Genomic DNA, 16,113 nt, shown 5'->3' on the forward strand with positions numbered 1-16,113 from the left:
ACCGCTACGGCTGCGCGTCCGGCGGCGGGGCCAGCAGACGCACGGCCATCTCCCGCATCTCGACCTTCCGGATCTTCCCGGTGACGGTCATGGGGAACTCCTCCACCACGTGGACGTAGCGCGGGACCTTGAACCGGGCCAGCCGGCCGTCACAGTACGCGCGGACGGCGTCGGCGGTGAGCGGCTCGGCGCCCTCGCGCATCCGCACCAACGCCATCAACTCCTCGCCGTACTTCGGGTCGGGCACGCCGATGACCTGGACGTCCAGGATGTCGGGGTGGGCGTGGAGGAACTCCTCGATCTCCCGGGGGTAGAGGTTCTCCCCGCCCCGGATCACCATGTCCTTGATCCGACCCGTGATGGCCAGGTAGCCGTCGTCGTCCATGACCGCGAGGTCGCCCGTGTGCATCCAGCCCGCCTCGTCGACGACCTCGGCGGTGCGCTCCGGCTGTGCCCAGTAGCCGAGCATCACCGAGTAGCCGCGGGTGCACAGCTCCCCCTGCTCCCCGCGCGGCACGGTCCGGCCGCTGTCGGGGTCGACCACCTTGACCTCCAGGTGCGGGCCGACCCGGCCCACGGTGGACACCCGGTGTTCGATGGAGTCGTCCACGCGGGTCTGGGTGGAGACCGGGGAGGTCTCGGTCATCCCGTAGCAGATCGACACCTCGGTCATGCCCATCCGGTCGATGACCTCCTTCATCACCTCGACCGGGCAGGGCGAACCCGCCATGATCCCGGTCCGCAGGCTGGAGAGGTCGTGGGAGTCGAAGTCGGGGTGGGCCAGTTCGGCGATGAACATGGTGGGGACGCCGTACAGGGAGGTGCACGCCTCCGCCTCGACCGCGGCGAGGGTCGCGCCGGGTTCGAAGGACGGGGCGGGGATGATCATCGCGGCTCCGTGGCTGGTGCAGGCCAGGTTTCCCATCACCATCCCGAAGCAGTGGTAGAAGGGCACCGGGATGCAGACTCGGTCCAACTCCGTGTAGCCACAGGTCTCGCCGACGAAGAAGCCGTTGTTGAGGATGTTGCGGTGGGAGAGCGTCGCCCCCTTGGGGAAACCGGTGGTTCCCGAGGTGTACTGGATGTTGACCGGGTCGTCGGCGCTCAACTCGGCCTGTGCGCGGACGAGTTCCGCGGGATCGGCTTGCCTTCCGCGCTCCAGCAGGGAGGTCCACCGCGGGCCGTCCAACAGGACCACGAACTCCAGGTCGGGGCAGCGCGGCCGGACTTCCTCGATCATCCCCGCGTAGTCGGAGGCCTTGAAGCGCTCGGCCGCGACCAGCATGCGGATCCCGGACTGCCCGAGCACGTACTCCAGCTCGTGCGCGCGGTAGGCCGGGTTGACGGTGACGAGGACCGCCCCGATCGTGGCCGTGGCGTACTGCACCAGGGTCCACTCGGCCCGGTTCGGGGCCCAGATCCCGACCCGGTCGCCCTTGACGATGCCCTGGTCGAGGAGGCCCAGCGCGAGGGCGTCGACGTCGGCGGCCAGTTCGGCGTACGTCCATCTGCGCCCGGCGGCCACGTCGACGAGGGCGTCACGCTCGGGGAAGGACCGCACGGCGCGGTCCAGGTTCTCCCTGATCGTGTCGTCCAGCAAGGGCACTTCGATGGACCCGGACGCGTGGCTCGGCACGACGGACACACATTCCCCCTGGAGTCGAGGCGGGCGCGGACCCGGCGGGCCGGCGCCCCCTCATGATCCACGCCGGTCCGGCCGAAGGCCACCCCTCGACGCGCCCCGGAACGCCGTGTCACGCCGCCGAATGGCCGGTTCGCCGGACGGGGGGTTCCATCGAGGGGTGAGCCCCGCACGCACCGACGTACCCGGCCGACGCGGACGACCCCGGTCCGCGCGCGGCACACGGACGGGCGGGAGCCCGCGGGCCCGCGCCCGTACCGTCCTGCCGTGCGTCGCCGCCCTGATCGCCGCGGCCCTGCCCACGGCCGCGGGCAGGGCCGCCGCCCCGGAACCCGCCGGTCGGCCCTGTGTCGCCTCCGCGCAACCCGATGCGGGACAGCCCCGCCGGATCCTCGACATCGCACGTCAGGCCGTGCGGGAGCTGCACCTCAACGCCGTCGTCGTACGGGTCGAACGCGACGGGCGGGAGGTGGTCACCGGCGCCCTGGGCGAGTCCATGACCGGAGTGCCCGCCACCGCGGACATGCGCTTCCGGTCCGGCGCGGTCGCCATCGCCTACCTCGGGACCGTGCTGCTCCAACTCGTCGACGAGGGGAAGGTCGGCCTCGACGACCCCGTCTCGCGCTGGCTGCCGGACCTCCCGCACGCCGAGCAGACCACCTTGCGCATGCTGGGCGGCTCCACCACCGGCCTGCGCGACTACGTACCCGATCCGAGGTTCGTCGCCGAGCTGTACGCGAACCCGTTCCGACAGTGGACCCCGCGCGAGCTGATCGCCCTGTCCACCGACCGGCCGCTGCTGTACGCGCCGGGGACCAACTGGAGTTACTCCCATGCCAACTTCGTGATCCTCGGGGCCGCCCTGGAGAAGATCACCGGGACTCCGCTCGACCGGCTCCTCCGGGAGCGCGTCATGGGTCCGCTCGGGATGCGGAACACCACCAACGCCTTCACGGCCGCCATCCCCGACCCCGTCCTGCACTCCTTCGACGCGGAGCGCGGGAAGTACGAGGAGTCCACGTTCTGGAATCCGTCCTGGACGACGGCGCGCGGCGCCGTGCTCACCACGGACGTGTGCGACCTGGCGCGCTCCGCACGCGCCATCGGGGCGGGAGAGCTGATCTCGCCGAGCAGCCTGCGGACCCAGCTGAACCCCGGGACGGTGGGACTCGGTACGGCCACGCGTTCCTGTCCCGCCTCGGTGTGCTTCGCCCAGAGGCCGGACCGGCACTTCGGGCTCGGGGTGGTCGTGCAGAACGACTGGGTGACGCAGACCCCCTCGTTCGCCGGCTACGCGGCGATCCAGGCCTACCTCCCCGCGGAACGGCCGGCCATCGCGGTCGCCACGACCATCGGCCCGAACGCACCCGAGGGGAACACGGCCCAGACCGTCGCCGAGCGGATCGCGGCCGCCCTCGCCCCCTCGCACCCCCTGGCGAAGTGACCACGGGAAGTGACCGCCGGGTACGGTCCACGACGGGACGTCGGCGCGCCACCATGGAACCGCGGGGCCCATCCGTCGGCGGACCACCGACCGGTCCACCACCATGAGTGAGCTATGTTTGATCAAGAGTGACATGAGAAGGAGGCCCGCCGGTGTCATCGGGGCAGCAGGCACGCGCACAGGCGGCCGCGATCACGCCGAGCGGACAGCCCTCGGACCATGAGCGCGTGCCGGGCGAGCGGGTGCGCGCGCTCTTCGACGGGCGCCGGCTCTCCCCCGGCCAGCGGCGCATCGCCCAGTACCTGATCGACCACCTGACCGAGGCCGCGTTCCTGTCGATCACCGAACTGGCGGAACGCGTCGGCGTCAGCCAACCGTCCGTGACCCGTTTCGCGACCTCTCTGGGGTACAGCGGTTATCCGGCACTGCGGGACATCCTCCAGCCGATCGCGCTGAGCGCCGTCGCCGGTTTCCCCGAGAGCCGGGAGCAGATACGGCAGAACGAGCTGCAGGCCGCCGTGGACGCGGAGATCGAGAACCTGGAGAACGTGCGGCGCCTGCTCGCCGACACCGATCAGGTGCTGACCATCGGCCGCGATCTGGCCCTCTCGGTCCCCCTGACGGTCCTCGGCCTGCGGATCTCGGTGTCGCTGGCGGAGTACTTCGCGTACGCGGCCCGCCGCATCCACCCCGATGTCCGGCTGGTGACCGGCGGCGGCAGCGTCGCCTACGACGCGCTGCTCCAGTCCCGGGCCGCCGGTGGGACGTGGGTGCTGGCCTTCGCCATGCCCCGACACGCCAAGGAGACCCTCGCCGCGATGCGAGCGGCCCGCAGTGCCGGGTTGCGCATCGCGTTGATCACCGATCCGACGCTGGGGCCCCTGGTGGACGAGGCCGACGTGGCGCTGACCGTCGCCACCGGGTCACGGCTCGTGTTCGACTCGTACGCGGCGCCGAACGTCCTGTCCGCGGCCCTGTTGCAGGCCATGGCGGACGCCGACCCCGAGCGGACGCAGGCCCGCCTCGAAGGGTATGAGCAGGTCGCCGACCTGCACGGATTCTTCCTCTAGCCCCGCCCTGGAAGGACGGGGCGTCGGGCGTCCACATACCCTCGGGGCGCATGTAATTTTTCATACGCTTGCTTACTCAACGGTATATATGTTTACTGAGGCGCGGCCGGGATCCACCAGATGCCAAGGAGGGCGTCCCCACGCCGTCCCAGAACGAACACTCAGCCGCGCGCGCTGCCTCCTCAGTCCGCTTCCGAGTGTTCGATCCGGGCTTTCGGATCCCGAAGACCGCCGTGGCGGCCTCGATCAACCCCTGGGTCGAGGCCGCCCAGCAACCTCTCGATCAGAGTTCGACACCACTCGGAAGCGACGAGAATGCCTCAACTGGCCTCCACCGCCCTCAGCCCGGACTGGCCCTGTCAGGTCAAGGCCCCCGGGAGCCACGACTGGGAACGCACCGCGACGCGCTGGCTGCGCGACCTGCTCCCGGCCCGGTACGCGGGCTACTCGACGCTGACCCGCCATCCGGTACTCCTCACCCGGCACGCCCAGCTCCAGCTCCAGCACGAGATGCGCGCGGTACGGGTGGCGCTCGAGACGAGTCGCGCCGAACTGCCCGCGATGGGTGTGGCGGAGTCCGTCATCGAGAACACGATCCGGATGTACGCCGTCGAGCTCGAACAGTTGGGCCGCCTCGCCCGCGGGGTCCGCCTCATCACCGACGCCCTCGTCGTGAGCGGCGGCGCGGGATCGCGCAGGCGATAGCAGCCGCCGGGCGCGCCCCGGCGGATCGGGACGGCTCAGGGCGCCCTCGGACCCGGGTGAGGGTCGGCCAGGCGCCGCCCGTACGGGCGCGCCCGCGAGCCCGCGCCCGAACGCGGGTGAGTGGTGGCGAGAGCCGGGGGCGCCGCGGCGGACCGCACTCCGGCGGCGACCTCACGTGATCACGGCCGTGGGGGCGAGCCGGGACCGCGCCAATCGTGCGTCGACTCGGGCTGGTTGATCGCCTGACGGACCCCGCCGCACCCGACGCCGAGCGGGCCCGGCACGTACGCGCCGGCGCGGGCACCACTTCGTGTACCGGTCCGGTCGCGTGGGCCCGTGCGCGCGGCCGACACGGGGCGGGGTCGAAGCCCTCGACACCGGCGCCGATGTCCTGCGCCGGCACCGACCCGCCACACGGCACGCACACCCCGCAGGCTCGCCCCTCCCCGTCTGCGCGAGGCCGGGCGGGCGCGGGGCCGCATCACGCGCGCGCGGGGCCCTTCGACCGCACCGGCCCCACCGGCTCCCTCGATCCGCGCCGGAGTGTGACCGACTTCCGGACACCACCCTCTCGGCCGTGTCCCGGCATGCGGTTACGGTGGTGATCACGCCGTTCGCCCGCACCCGGCGCCGCGATCCGACCCCCACCGGATCGTCCCCCACCCGTGCCCCCGCCTCCATGACGAACTCCCGCCCCGCCCCCGCCCCTTCTTCCCCAGAGGAGCCGAAGTGACCGAGGCAATCGACGCGACCGGCGGACGCTGGTTCAGCCTGCACCTCTTCCCCCGCTTCGCGACCGGTGAGGACACCGACGCCTTCCTGGTCGAGGATCTCGCCCCACTCCTGGACGGGCTGGTCTCCGACCGCAGGGCGACCTCGTGGTTCTACGTCCGTCACATCGACCTGGACGGGCCCCACCTGCGCGTCCGGGTACGCGACCTCACCCCGGCCGGGGTGGCGGCGCTGTATGCCGAGACGACGCTCCTCGTGAAGGAACGTCTCGGCGAGGGAGCGGAGGTCCACGAGGCGCCGTACGTCCCCGAGCCCGAGCGCTTCGGCGGTCCGGCCGCCCAGCCCGTGACCGAGGACGTCTTCGCACTGTCCACCCGGGTCGCCCTGGACGGGCTCGCGCGCACCGTGCGCGGCGGCGAGCGCCTCGCCCTGGCGGGAGACCTCGCGCAGGCCACGGCGGCGGCGCTCGGGATGGACCGCTACGAGGCCGCACGCTGGCTGCGCTGGCAGACGACGGGGTGGCGTTGGTCCGAGAACGTCCTGCACGCCCCGGCCCCCGTGCCCTCCCCTCGCGTCGCCCCGGGCGGCGGCGGACCCGGTCGCGAGGAACTGATGCGGCGCGCCGACGCCGTGCGGCACGGGGTGGCGAACGGCGTCGGTGTCGGGCCGGTGGCCCGTTGGGCGGCGGGGCTGCGGGAGGCCGACGCCCGCCTGGAGGAGGCGGCCGGGCGTGCGGCGGAGGACGACGGCGCGGACGGTTCGACCGTGTGGGCGGCGGGCCGCGCCTCGGTGTGGACCGCCGCACGCGTCTCGCTCTGGGCCTCGCACCTGCATCTGCTCTTCAACCGTCTCGGGGTGGCCCCCGACGAGCAACGGGCCGTGTGCCGGCTCGCCTCCCACGCCCTGACGGACACCGGGGAGCGGGGCCCGCACCTCCCCGAGGAGCGCCCCGCAACCGACGCGCGGTAGGGGCGGTCGGGCCGGTCAGGTGCGTACGCGCGATGAGTTCAGGAGGGCGGCGGCCCGGCCGGCGTCGTCGACGCTGACCGCGAAGTCCTTGCCGCGGGCCCGGATGACGAGGCAATCGCCGCCGCGCAGCATCACCGTCGTGCCCAGCCCACTGAGCCGGTACCCCCATCCGCCCACCTGGGCGGGGGTGCGTCGTTCGACGCGGGCGGATTCGATGTCGCCGGCGGACCAGCGTCTCGTCGGCCACCCCAGCGGACCGAAGCCGACCTCCAGCCCCCTTTCGGTGACCCGGGCCCGCACGGTGGAGAAGGCCGTCATCCCGACCGAGACGAAGGCGAACGGCGCGATCAGCGGCCACGGGTTGCCGACCAGACCCGCCGCCCCGGCGAACGCGCCCGCGACGGCCACCAGGCCACCGGCGGCGGCGATGAGTTGGAACCAGGGGTTCGTCACCCGCGAGAGCCAGACGCAACGTTCGCCCTCGGGGATCTCCAGAGCGGGGTCGCCGGGTATCACGGGCACGGGCGGCGCCGAGGCTGTCGCACGACGGTCGAGCAGCACCCCGACTAGGGCCGCCGTCACGGCTCCCGCGATCACGACGACGAACCAGAGGGTCTCGGACCGCGCCTGATGCCAGTCCGACCGGTCCAGGTTCGCCCGTACGATCACCGCCTGGGCGCCGATCAGGCCCACCCCCACCGAGAGCAGCGTCGCGCCGACCCATCCCCGTACCCCCGCTCCCCGGCGGGAGGCGAGCGCCACGGCCGACACGAGCAACGCCCAGGCCACCGCCGGTAACGAGGCCGCCGCCCACAGCGGCAGCGAACCGTCGGGCGTCGCGTCGGCGCCCCAGTGCGTGGCGAGCCGGTCCGGCAGCCGCCCCCGGGCGACCTGCGGCATGGCCACCAGCAGGATCGCGACGCCCGAGGCCCAGGCGGCCACGCCCCAGGAGGTGGCCTTGCCTCGGCCGGGACGGGTGGCGCCCGCCGCGTGGTCCTCGCGGCCCTTGTCGTCTTCGTGGCCCCTGCGGTCTTCGTGGTCCTTGTGGTCTTCGTGGTCCTTGTGGTCTTCGTGGTCCTTGTGGTCTTTCACGGGACCTCCCTGATCATCTCGGTGAGTTCGGTCTTGCCGTACCCCAACCGGGCCGCCTCCAGAACGAGCTCACGGACCCGCTCCACCAGCGCGGAGCGGTGGTCCGCGCCGGCGGCCACGGTCACCCCGCGACCGCGCCGGAACTCCAGCACCCCTTCGTCGCGCAGGGACCGCAGGCCGCGCAGGACGGTGTTCGCGTTGACCCCGAGGGCTTGCGCGAGCTCGCGCGCCGGCGGGAGCCGATCGCCCGGGGCGCACTCGCCCTCGGCGACGGCCCGCCGGATCGCGCCCGCCACCTGTTCGTGCAGGGGGCGACTGTCGGAGATGTTCAGCCTCAGCAACATGGTGCCAATGAAGATAGCTTCATATGCCCCATCAGTCGAGGGAGTCCCCCAGCGCCCTCGTACGAGGGCCGCCTACGCGGCGGGCGCGGCCAGGGCCGTGCGCAGGCGACGGGCCGGCCACGGCACCAGGTCCGGGGACCGACAACACCGGCGGGCACCCGCCGGCGGCCTCACTCGAAATCCGCCCACGCGCCCAGGGTGAACCCGGCTCCCTGACGTCGCACCTCCACGGCGCCACCACCGCCGAAGTGGGCGGGCACGACCAACTCGTTGCGGTCCGCGGCTCGTTCGAGGATCCGGCGGCGGCTGGCGGCGGCCTGCTCGGCGTCCATGCAGAAGCAGCTGTTCCAGGAGGGTTCCAGGATCTGCACGGGGCTGTGCAGCAGGTCCCCGACGAAGACCGCCCTGTCCCCTCCCGAGTCCAGCCGCAGGACGGAGGAGCCGGGGGTGTGACCGGGGGCGGGCTCCAGCACGAGGTTCTCGTCGATGCGGTGGGAGCCTTCCCAGAGGACGGCCTGGCCCGACCGGTGGAGGGGCGCGATGCTGTCCTCGTAGATCAGCCGGTCGTCCGCCCGCCGGCCCCGGGCGTACCCGTTGTCGGGGCCGAAGTGGAAGTCGTCGGCCGCCGGGACGAGGTACCGCGCGTTGGGGAAGGCCGGGGCCCACTCCCCCGCGGCGTCGACGGTGTTGCCGCCCACGTGGTCGGCGTGCACGTGGGTGTTGACGACGAGGTCCACGTCCTGCGGCCGGACACCGGCCCGGGCCAGTGCGCCGAGGAAGTCGTCCTGCCGGTGGTGGAACGCGGGCGCGCCGGGTCGCTCGCGCATGCTGCCCACGCCGGTGTCGACCAGGATGGTCCGTCCGGCGCTGCGCAGGACCCAGGTCTGGAGCGCGACCGTGACCCGGTCGGTCCGCGGGTCCCAGTGGTCCGGGGACAGCCAGTGCGCGTTCTCCTTCCACACCTCGGTCCCGGAGTCCGGGACGACGTCGAGGGCGGACGCGAACGCCCCTCGCCATTCGACGACCCGGATGACCTCGACGTCACCCAGTACGATGCCCTGCTCGCTCTCGCTCTCACTCTTCATGATCACGATCCTAGGAGAGCTCGGTGAGCCGCTCAATGCTCTTCTCGCTCATGTGAATACGCGGGGCTCTCACCGGTGACGCGCGGACTACGCTGGTGTCATGGATGTGGTGAGCGACGCGATCTCGACCGTCCGCACGGGGCGGCCCTCCTCCAACCGGGTTCGAGTGAACGGTGGTTGGGCGACCCGCCTGGCTCCCTACGACGGCGCCGGCTTCCACGTCGTCCTGGAGGGCGCGTGCCTCCTGTTCCCGGAGGGCGGGGAACGCGTGGCGCTGGGAACGGGTGACGCGGTACTGCTGCCGCACGGCACGGGGCACCTCATCGCCGACGTCCGGGCCGACGCGGCGAGCCTGGAGCGGGCGGTGCCCTTCGAGGAGTGGCGAACGGATGACACCCCGGCACCCCACCCGTCCTCCGAGGCCGGGGCGGTGGAGTTGCTGTGCGGCAAGTACCGGTTGGACCGCAGCCGGGTCCACCCCCTCATGCGGGAGCTGCCGACCGTGGTGCACCTGCCGAACCGGGTGGGCCGTCATCCCGAACTCCGCTCCGCCATCGACTTGTTGGGGGGCGAGTTGGGCGGCCGACGGCCGGGCGCGGGGATCGCCGTACCCAGCCTGCTCGACCTGCTGCTCGTCTACATGATCCGCTCGTGGATGGTCGAGGACGGTACGGGGGTGTGGTCGGCGGCGCTCGGCGACCCGGTGACGGCCAATGCGCTGCGGGCCCTGCACGCGGACCCGGCCGCCCCGTGGACCAACGAGAGCCTGGCCGCCGAGGCCGGGGTCTCGCGCCCCACGCTGGCCCGCAGGTTCACCGCCCTGGTGGGGCGACCCCCGATGGCCTACCTGACCTGGTGGCGGCTGACCTCCGCCGCCGCCCTGCTCCGCGACACCCCGGACTCGTTGGCGGCCATCGCGCGCCGGGTGGGGTACGGGACTCCGTACGCCTTCTCGCACGCCTTCAACCGGGAGTTCGGCACGACTCCGGGCCGCTACCGGGAGCACGCCGCGGCGCCGGCGTGACGGCGGGGCCGGGTGCGAGTGCGAGTGCGATCCCGCCGCCAGGACGGTACGGCGGGATCGTGCCCGGAGCCGGTTCGGTCGCGCGTCGGTCAGATGGTCACGCAGATGCCGTCCTCGATGCTGCGCCCGTCGCGTTCGAGGCCGCCGCACACGAGGCTCGCGCCGGCCTGCTCGTAGCCGACCTCCCAACGCCGGGAGGCGGCGTTCACCCGGGAGCTGTGGTAGTTGCCCCAGTAGGCGCGCAGGGTGCCGGACACCCCGTCCTTGGTCTGCACGGTGATGTCCTGGACGAACCGGTTGTGGTGGGCGGTGTGGACACAGATGTAGGTGCCGCACTGCGAATCCACCCGTCGTGCGGCGGCGGCGTCGGAGGGTGCGGCGGTCAGGAGAGCGAGGGCGGCGGTCACGGCGAACGTGGCGGCGATGCGGCGCGGGGTGGTGTTCACGAAGGGCCTTCTCATGGTCGGAGGCAAGGGAAAGCACGGGAACACCGGGACGCGCCCCGGGTGCCCGCGAGGAAAGGTGATCACCCATGGGTCTAGTCCCCCGACACCCCCCAACGACACGGCGCCACACCCGAACTCACCTGTTCGAGTGGCGGAGTTCACTGCTGAAACGGCACTGCAGGGAGGGAACACGGCGCGGGCATCGCGCGAACGGGGCCCGGCGGCGGTGCGGGTCGCCGGGCCCCGCCGGATCAGCGCAGGTCGAAACTGACCGACGTGGCCTTGTCGTTCATGCCGTCACCGACGTACGCGTTGTAGCCGTGGTACGTCTGACTGGCGCCCCGGAAGTCCCGGTGCTCCCACAGGGTGATCGGGCAGGTGATGCCCTGGGCCGAGCTGACGGTGTCGTTCCAACCCCACTTGCCGAGGTCGTTGAACTCCGGATAGCGCCAGTTGCAACCGACACTGCCCCGGAAGGTGAACTCACTGCCGCCCGAGTTGGCGTCGCTCCATATCTTGCCGAGGTCCTTGTACTCGGCCTGGCCGCCCAGTTCGGCGGCCTCGGCCTTGGTCGCGAAACAGCCGCCCTCACCCGTGTCGACGACGAGGGTGCAGTACGTGGGGGCCTTCGGGGCGGGCGCCCGTTCCGCCGCGACGGCCGGGTTCACGCCGGCGGCCGTCACCACGAGTGCGGTGGCGCCGAGTGCGAGAGCCGTTCGGATCATGCGCATGGATTCTCCTCAACCACATTGAGAGCGCGTTCAGTTCGCGAATCGTCCTGGAGCGCGACATGACTCAACAAGGCGTCATGTGGGGTGGTCGAGGGGGCGCAGGTGCCGCCGGCAAGTTCCGGGCGCCCGGCGACGATCCGCCGACCGCGGCGCGGCCGGCTCGTTCGTTCCGGCGGATCCGGGGCCGACCTCGCAGGACGGCCCCGGATCGATCGGCCGGGGCCTCCCGGGACGGGTGGCGCCGGCCGAATCGGCTTCCGCCGAAGCGAACGGAAGCCGATTCGCCGATTGTCCCGTTCTCCGTGACCGGACGGCGCGGAGCGGGCCGGTGGGCGGGGCGGGTCAGCGGTCCGGGCACCGCTTCCAGGAGAAGTGGTAGACGCTGTTGATGGTGCCGTCCGTGGAGTCGACCGCCATGTAGCTCGTCTTCGAGGTGTCGGTCCCGGCGGTGGCGCGCAGTTCGGTGTTGATGTTGAAGTTGCGCAGCGCGCCGCAGGGCGCGAAGACGAGCGCCTCGATCTCCGTGGTGTCCGTCACCTGCCAGTTGTTGTTCAGCCTCCCGTTGAACGTGTGGGTGCGGTAGGCGGTCTGGCTCATGCCCTGGAAGTAGTAACTGGCCTTCTGCGTGCCCGTGGCCCCCTGTTCCAGGTTGCCGTAGCCGCGGTAGTCCACCTTGGACACCGCGTAGGTGAAGCCCTGGGGAACGTGCACGTTCAGTGCGAGCTGACAGTTCTTGCGGCCTTCCGTGACGGGGACTCCCCCGCCCGCCTGGGCCAGGTACTCGCTGTAGGCGACGGTGAACGCCGAGTTGTCCGAGGCCACGGCGACGGACGCGGTACCGGGCTTGCAGCCCGATCCGTTGACCGAGGCGACGTCCACGGTGACTCGGTCGGTCGGCGCCGCGGGGGTGGCTCCGGCGCCCGGGGCGAGCGTGACGAGGGTTCCGGTCACGACGGCTGCGGTGAGTGTGGTGCGCAGTGACTTGATCACGTTGCCATGGATAGCGCTCCGGACGACCGGGGGCCCGGAAGGGCACGCGGCCTCACCCGGTTGCACGGCGCGGCGCCCCGCAGAATCGTTGAATCGTGAGATGTCGGCCACTCGAACGGTTCAGTGGCCCCTCCGCGCGGCCCCCGACCCCGGGCGCCCGGGGGCGCCCCGGCCCCGTACGGCCGCCCCCGGATCCGAAACCCCGGTGCGCCCGCCGCGCCCCCCGCCTAGGCTGACGCGATGACCACCCGAACCTTCCGCATCACCGTCCGCGGCTCCTTCGTCCGGCTCACCGACGAGCAGCGCGCGGCACTGCTGGCCGCCGCCCCGGAGCACGACCTGCTGCGCGCGGGCTTCACCCCCGACGGTCACCTCACGTACGAGATCACGGCTCGGGACTCCTATACGTTCCGCTTCCTGGAGTCGGGCGAGGCCGAAGAGGACGTCCTGGACGCGACAGCGCGCGCCGAGCTGGCCGCCGAGGCCTGGCTGACCGAGCACGGATACGCCTTCAAACACCTCAGGACCCACGCCCAGGACATGACGCAGGCCCCCCTGAGCAAGCGCCAGCGTCAGGCGGCAGCCGGTACGCACACCGACTGACGGGTCCGGTGCCGCAAGGGTCCGGGGCGGGGCACCGCCCCGGCCGGGGAGCGGTGGCCGGGGTCCGGCCGTCGGGCCACCATGGAGGGGACCTGCTTGCGTTTGGGGGGACTCGGCCGGGGAGTGACCAGTGACGCGCACCGACGGACACACGGACGTACTGGTCGTGGGCGCGGGCCCGGTGGGTCTGACCGCGGCCGCGGAGTTGCGGCGGCGCGGTGTGGAGTGCCGCCTCGTGGACCGGCTCCCGGCGAGGCTGCCGTACGCGAAGGCAGTCGGGATCCAGCCCCGCACCCTGGAACTCTGGGACCGGGCGGGCCTCGTCCGCGCCGTGCTCGACGCCGCCGTCCCGTTGCGCGGGCAGCTCACGTACGTCAACGGCGTCGAGCAGCCCCGCCTCGACCTGAAGCTGCCGCCCGAGGTGCCGTACGGGTTCGCCGCGCTCCCCCAGAACGAGACCGAGCGGATCCTCGAGGAGTTCCTGAACCGGTTCGGGACCGGCATCGAGCGGAACAAGGAACTGGTGTCGTTCGCCCAGGACGCCGACGGGGTCACCAGTCGACTGGTGGACGTCGCGACCGGCGCCGAGGAGGAGGTCCGCTCCCGTTTCCTGGTGGGCTGCGACGGAGCGCACAGCGTCGTCCGCAAGGGACTCGGGCTCGACTTCGCGGGAGGCGCGTTCCCCGAGGAGTACATGTTGGCCGACGTCGAGGTCGACTGGGACCTTCCCCACGGCTACGGGGTGCGGGCCATGCACCGCGGCGACGGGGGCGCCGTGGACGACGTACTGGTGTGCATCCCGCTTCCCGGGGTTCGCCGCTACCGCGTGTCGATGTCGGTGCCGGCCGAGCTGTCGTCCGCGGCCGAGCGGACCGGCGACGGGATCGCGCACGGGCTGGAGGGCGGTCGGGCACCGGAACTCTCGCACATCCAGGCGGTGTTGGACCGCATGTCTCCGCAGCCGACCGTCGCGTCGACCATGCGCTGGTCCTCGGTGTTCCGCATCAGCCACCGGATCGTCGACCGGTACTCCGACGGGCGGGTCCTCGTCGCCGGCGACGCCGCGCACATCCATCCGCCGACCGGCGCGCAGGGCATGAACACGGGGATCCAGGACGCGTGGAACCTGGCGTGGAAGCTCGCCCTGGCCGTCGGGGGCGCCGCCGGTCCGATGCTGTTGGACAGTTACGACGCGGAGCGGCGGCCGGTGGGCACGGAGGTCGTCGGCCGTACCGTGCGGCACGCCGCCGAGGGTGTGCAGGCCGATCCGGGCGACCCGGCGACGGTGATGATGCGCCAGGCCCAGTTGCTGGTCGGCTACCGAGGCAGCCCCATCGTGGGAGGAACGGGGCCCGACGGGACGACCGGCCCGCGGCCGGGCGACCGGGCACCGGACTGCGGCGGCCTCACCTCGGCCGTCGCGGCCTACCCGCTGCGGCTGTACGACCTGCTGAGGGACCGGGACCACGTGCTCGTGCTGTACCTGACGGGCCCGGACACCGACGCGATGACCGAACTCGCCGCCCTGCCCGGGGTCTTCCCGGCGGGTCGGTCGGGGGTCTGCGCCGTGCTCGCGAACGGCGTCCCGGCCGAGGGCGCCCCCGTGCCGGTCTACCACGACGACCGGGGTCAGTTCGCCCGGCTCTACGGGGCCCGCGAGTCGACGCTGTTCGTGGTGCGACCGGACGGCTACCTGGGGGCCCGCATCGCCCTGCCGGCCGGGACGGCGACCGCCGGCCACCTTGAGGGGATCCTCGGGACCTGAGGGCGGGCCCGTGGGAGGGCCGTCGGACGTGGTGCGGGGCGGGGCCCGTGCCCGTGTCACCGACGGGTGGGAGGATCGGGGCATGACCGCTCACCACGCGACACCCGCACGCCCCTGGGACGACCCGACCGCCGGCCCGGTACCCGAGGGACTCGTCGCGGCGAAGTCCCTGGTCTACGACCCTTGCGGGTTCGACTGCCCGGTGCCCGTCGCCGAGGAGGAGAGCGCGGACTACGAGGCGTACGCGCTCTCCGTGGACGGGCGCTCGGTCAGGTTCCGGGCCGCCAGGACGACACCGACCAAGGTGGGCCAGTTCGTCACGGTGTGGCAGCGGTCCGAGGAGGGCCCGATCCGGCCCTTCGACACGGGCGACGGGGTCGACCTGTTCGTCATCGACAGCCGGGACGGGGCGGAGCACGGGCAGTTCGTCTTCCCGTGTGCCGTGCTCCGCGCCCGGGACGTCGTCTCCCGGGACGGGGTCGGCGGGAAGCGGGGATTTCGCGTCTACCCGCCGTGGGCGTCGCCGACCAGCCGACAGGCCGAACGCACCCGGGCCTGGCAACTGGAGCACTTCCTCGCGCTGTCCGGGGACGGGGCGGTCGACCTGGACCGGGCGCGGGCGCTCTACCGCGCCTGAACGGATGCGGCGGGCGCGGCGAGGCCCTGGCGACCGGCGCCCGGGGGCGCCGCCCGGCCGGCCGGCCGGTTCCTCCCGCCGGCGGTCGCCCCGGTCGACACGACGGGCCGACGGCGGGACGATGGAGACATCTCGTGAGATCACCCGGGTCGGCACCGGTGAGGTGTCGGCCGTGCGAGGGTGCGGGTCGGGGCCAGGATCCCGCTCGAAGAGGTCCGCTCGGCGGGCCCGCCTCGCCGGGTTCGGCGACTTTCGACCGCCGGGCCGCCCGTGGTCTCCTCGACGGGAGGAGAAACGATGAATCGGCGTATGCGAATGGCCGTGGTCGCCCCGGTGGGAGTGTCCATGCTGGCGTTGGGGTCGGCGGCGCTCGTGGCCGCCCCGGCGCAGGCGGCGGTGCCTTCCGCCACCTGTACCGTGACGGCCAACACCGTCGCCGACAACCGGGTGGACGTCAAGGGAAGCGGGTTCAAACCGGCCGTCGACGTCCTCGTGTTGTCCAAGAGCGGCAACCAGCAGATCCGGACCAACGCGGACGGCACGTTCAAGCTGATCGGCCAGAAGGGCGGCAGCTCGTTCTCCGTGAAGGAAGGGAACAAGGGCAGGACCCCGTGCGGCACCGTCAAGCAGGCCGAACAGAAGGAAACCCAGGACCAGTTCAAGAAGGGCTTCACCGAGGGCTTCAGTGCCACGAAGGACCTGTGCAAGAAGCCGAACGCGAACAAGAACCTCCAGGCTGTCGACCCGAACTTCGAGAAGGGCTTCAACGCGGGCGTGACGGCCGCGCTGAATTCGAAGTTCTGCAAGTGACGGCGACAGTGCGCACGTAGTGGA

The 16,113-nt window shown here is 72.3% G+C and carries 16 protein-coding genes; 9 read left to right on the top strand and 7 right to left on the bottom strand.

Annotation, left to right across the window (positions count from 1 at the left end; all coding sequences use genetic code 11):
- Positions 1-4: 4 nt before the first annotated feature.
- Positions 5-1,636, bottom strand: coding sequence for an AMP-binding protein (locus tag ACFYW3_RS13510; RefSeq protein WP_389386585.1), 1,632 nt, complete (start codon positions 1,634-1,636; stop codon positions 5-7).
- A gap of 166 nt (positions 1,637-1,802) precedes the next feature.
- On the opposite strand from ACFYW3_RS13510, the gene ACFYW3_RS13515 reads away from it, so the two are divergent.
- The 4 genes from ACFYW3_RS13515 to ACFYW3_RS13530 all read left to right on the top strand — a co-directional run bounded on the left by ACFYW3_RS13515 (position 1,803) and on the right by ACFYW3_RS13530 (position 6,562).
- Entirely contained in the window at positions 1,803-3,086 is a 1,284-nt protein-coding gene (locus ACFYW3_RS13515; protein ID WP_389386316.1) for a serine hydrolase domain-containing protein, read from the top strand.
- 152 nt (positions 3,087-3,238) lie between these two features.
- Positions 3,239-4,156 (top strand): MurR/RpiR family transcriptional regulator, encoded by a 918-nt coding sequence (locus tag ACFYW3_RS13520; RefSeq protein WP_351751116.1) that lies wholly within the window; start codon positions 3,239-3,241, stop codon positions 4,154-4,156.
- Positions 4,157-4,471: 315 nt separating this feature from the next.
- Positions 4,472-4,861 (top strand): hypothetical protein, encoded by a 390-nt coding sequence (locus tag ACFYW3_RS13525; protein ID WP_053682477.1) that lies wholly within the window; start codon positions 4,472-4,474, stop codon positions 4,859-4,861.
- Positions 4,862-5,590: 729 nt separating this feature from the next.
- Positions 5,591-6,562, top strand: coding sequence for a thiopeptide-type bacteriocin biosynthesis protein (locus ACFYW3_RS13530; RefSeq protein WP_389386317.1), 972 nt, complete (start codon positions 5,591-5,593; stop codon positions 6,560-6,562).
- Between the two features lie 15 nt (positions 6,563-6,577).
- Here ACFYW3_RS13530 and ACFYW3_RS13535 read toward each other — a convergent pair whose 3' ends face one another.
- From ACFYW3_RS13535 to ACFYW3_RS13545, 3 genes are all read right to left on the bottom strand, one after another.
- Positions 6,578-7,654: a DUF1648 domain-containing protein gene (locus ACFYW3_RS13535; protein WP_389386318.1), complete on the bottom strand. Its 1,077-nt coding sequence runs from the start codon at positions 7,652-7,654 to the stop codon at positions 6,578-6,580.
- Positions 7,651-7,998: a GntR family transcriptional regulator gene (locus ACFYW3_RS13540; protein WP_351751121.1), complete on the bottom strand. Its 348-nt coding sequence runs from the start codon at positions 7,996-7,998 to the stop codon at positions 7,651-7,653. The genes ACFYW3_RS13535 and ACFYW3_RS13540 overlap by 4 nt, the downstream gene beginning before the upstream one ends.
- A 170-nt stretch (positions 7,999-8,168) precedes the next feature.
- The gene (locus ACFYW3_RS13545) at positions 8,169-9,083 is read right to left on the bottom strand and encodes an MBL fold metallo-hydrolase (RefSeq protein WP_351751123.1); all 915 of its coding nucleotides are present in this window, start codon (positions 9,081-9,083) and stop codon (positions 8,169-8,171) included.
- A gap of 100 nt (positions 9,084-9,183) precedes the next feature.
- Between ACFYW3_RS13545 and ACFYW3_RS13550 the strand changes: the two genes are divergently transcribed.
- Positions 9,184-10,107, top strand: a complete 924-nt coding sequence (locus ACFYW3_RS13550; protein WP_389386319.1) for an AraC family transcriptional regulator — start codon at positions 9,184-9,186, stop codon at positions 10,105-10,107.
- Between the two features lie 89 nt (positions 10,108-10,196).
- Here the strand turns inward: ACFYW3_RS13550 and ACFYW3_RS13555 are convergent, their stop codons facing one another.
- The 3 genes from ACFYW3_RS13555 to ACFYW3_RS13565 all read right to left on the bottom strand — a co-directional run bounded on the left by ACFYW3_RS13555 (position 10,197) and on the right by ACFYW3_RS13565 (position 12,274).
- Positions 10,197-10,553 carry a hypothetical protein gene (locus ACFYW3_RS13555; protein WP_351751126.1) on the bottom strand — a complete coding sequence of 119 codons (357 nt, stop codon included), beginning with the start codon at positions 10,551-10,553 and terminating at the stop codon, positions 10,197-10,199.
- A 251-nt stretch (positions 10,554-10,804) separates the two neighbouring features.
- Entirely contained in the window at positions 10,805-11,284 is a 480-nt protein-coding gene (locus ACFYW3_RS13560; protein ID WP_351751128.1) for a hypothetical protein, read from the bottom strand.
- Positions 11,285-11,626: 342 nt separating this feature from the next.
- A complete protein-coding gene (locus ACFYW3_RS13565; RefSeq protein WP_389386320.1) occupies positions 11,627-12,274 on the bottom strand; it encodes a DUF4360 domain-containing protein in 648 nt (215 codons plus the stop codon).
- Positions 12,275-12,514: 240 nt separating this feature from the next.
- Here ACFYW3_RS13565 and ACFYW3_RS13570 point away from each other — a divergent pair, with 240 nt between their 5' ends.
- From ACFYW3_RS13570 to ACFYW3_RS13585, 4 genes are all read left to right on the top strand, one after another.
- Positions 12,515-12,877 (top strand): DUF6204 family protein, encoded by a 363-nt coding sequence (locus ACFYW3_RS13570; protein WP_389386321.1) that lies wholly within the window; start codon positions 12,515-12,517, stop codon positions 12,875-12,877.
- A gap of 130 nt (positions 12,878-13,007) precedes the next feature.
- Positions 13,008-14,642, top strand: a complete 1,635-nt coding sequence (locus ACFYW3_RS13575; RefSeq protein WP_389386322.1) for an FAD-dependent monooxygenase — start codon at positions 13,008-13,010, stop codon at positions 14,640-14,642.
- Positions 14,643-14,724: 82 nt separating this feature from the next.
- Positions 14,725-15,279, top strand: a complete 555-nt coding sequence (locus ACFYW3_RS13580; RefSeq protein ID WP_351751133.1) for a MepB family protein — start codon at positions 14,725-14,727, stop codon at positions 15,277-15,279.
- A 297-nt stretch (positions 15,280-15,576) separates the two neighbouring features.
- Positions 15,577-16,089, top strand: coding sequence for a hypothetical protein (locus ACFYW3_RS13585; protein ID WP_351751135.1), 513 nt, complete (start codon positions 15,577-15,579; stop codon positions 16,087-16,089).
- Positions 16,090-16,113: the final 24 nt, after the last annotated feature.

The organism is Streptomyces sp. NPDC002602, assembly GCF_042889445.1.
Classification (GTDB): Bacteria; Actinomycetota; Actinomycetes; order Streptomycetales; family Streptomycetaceae; genus Streptomyces.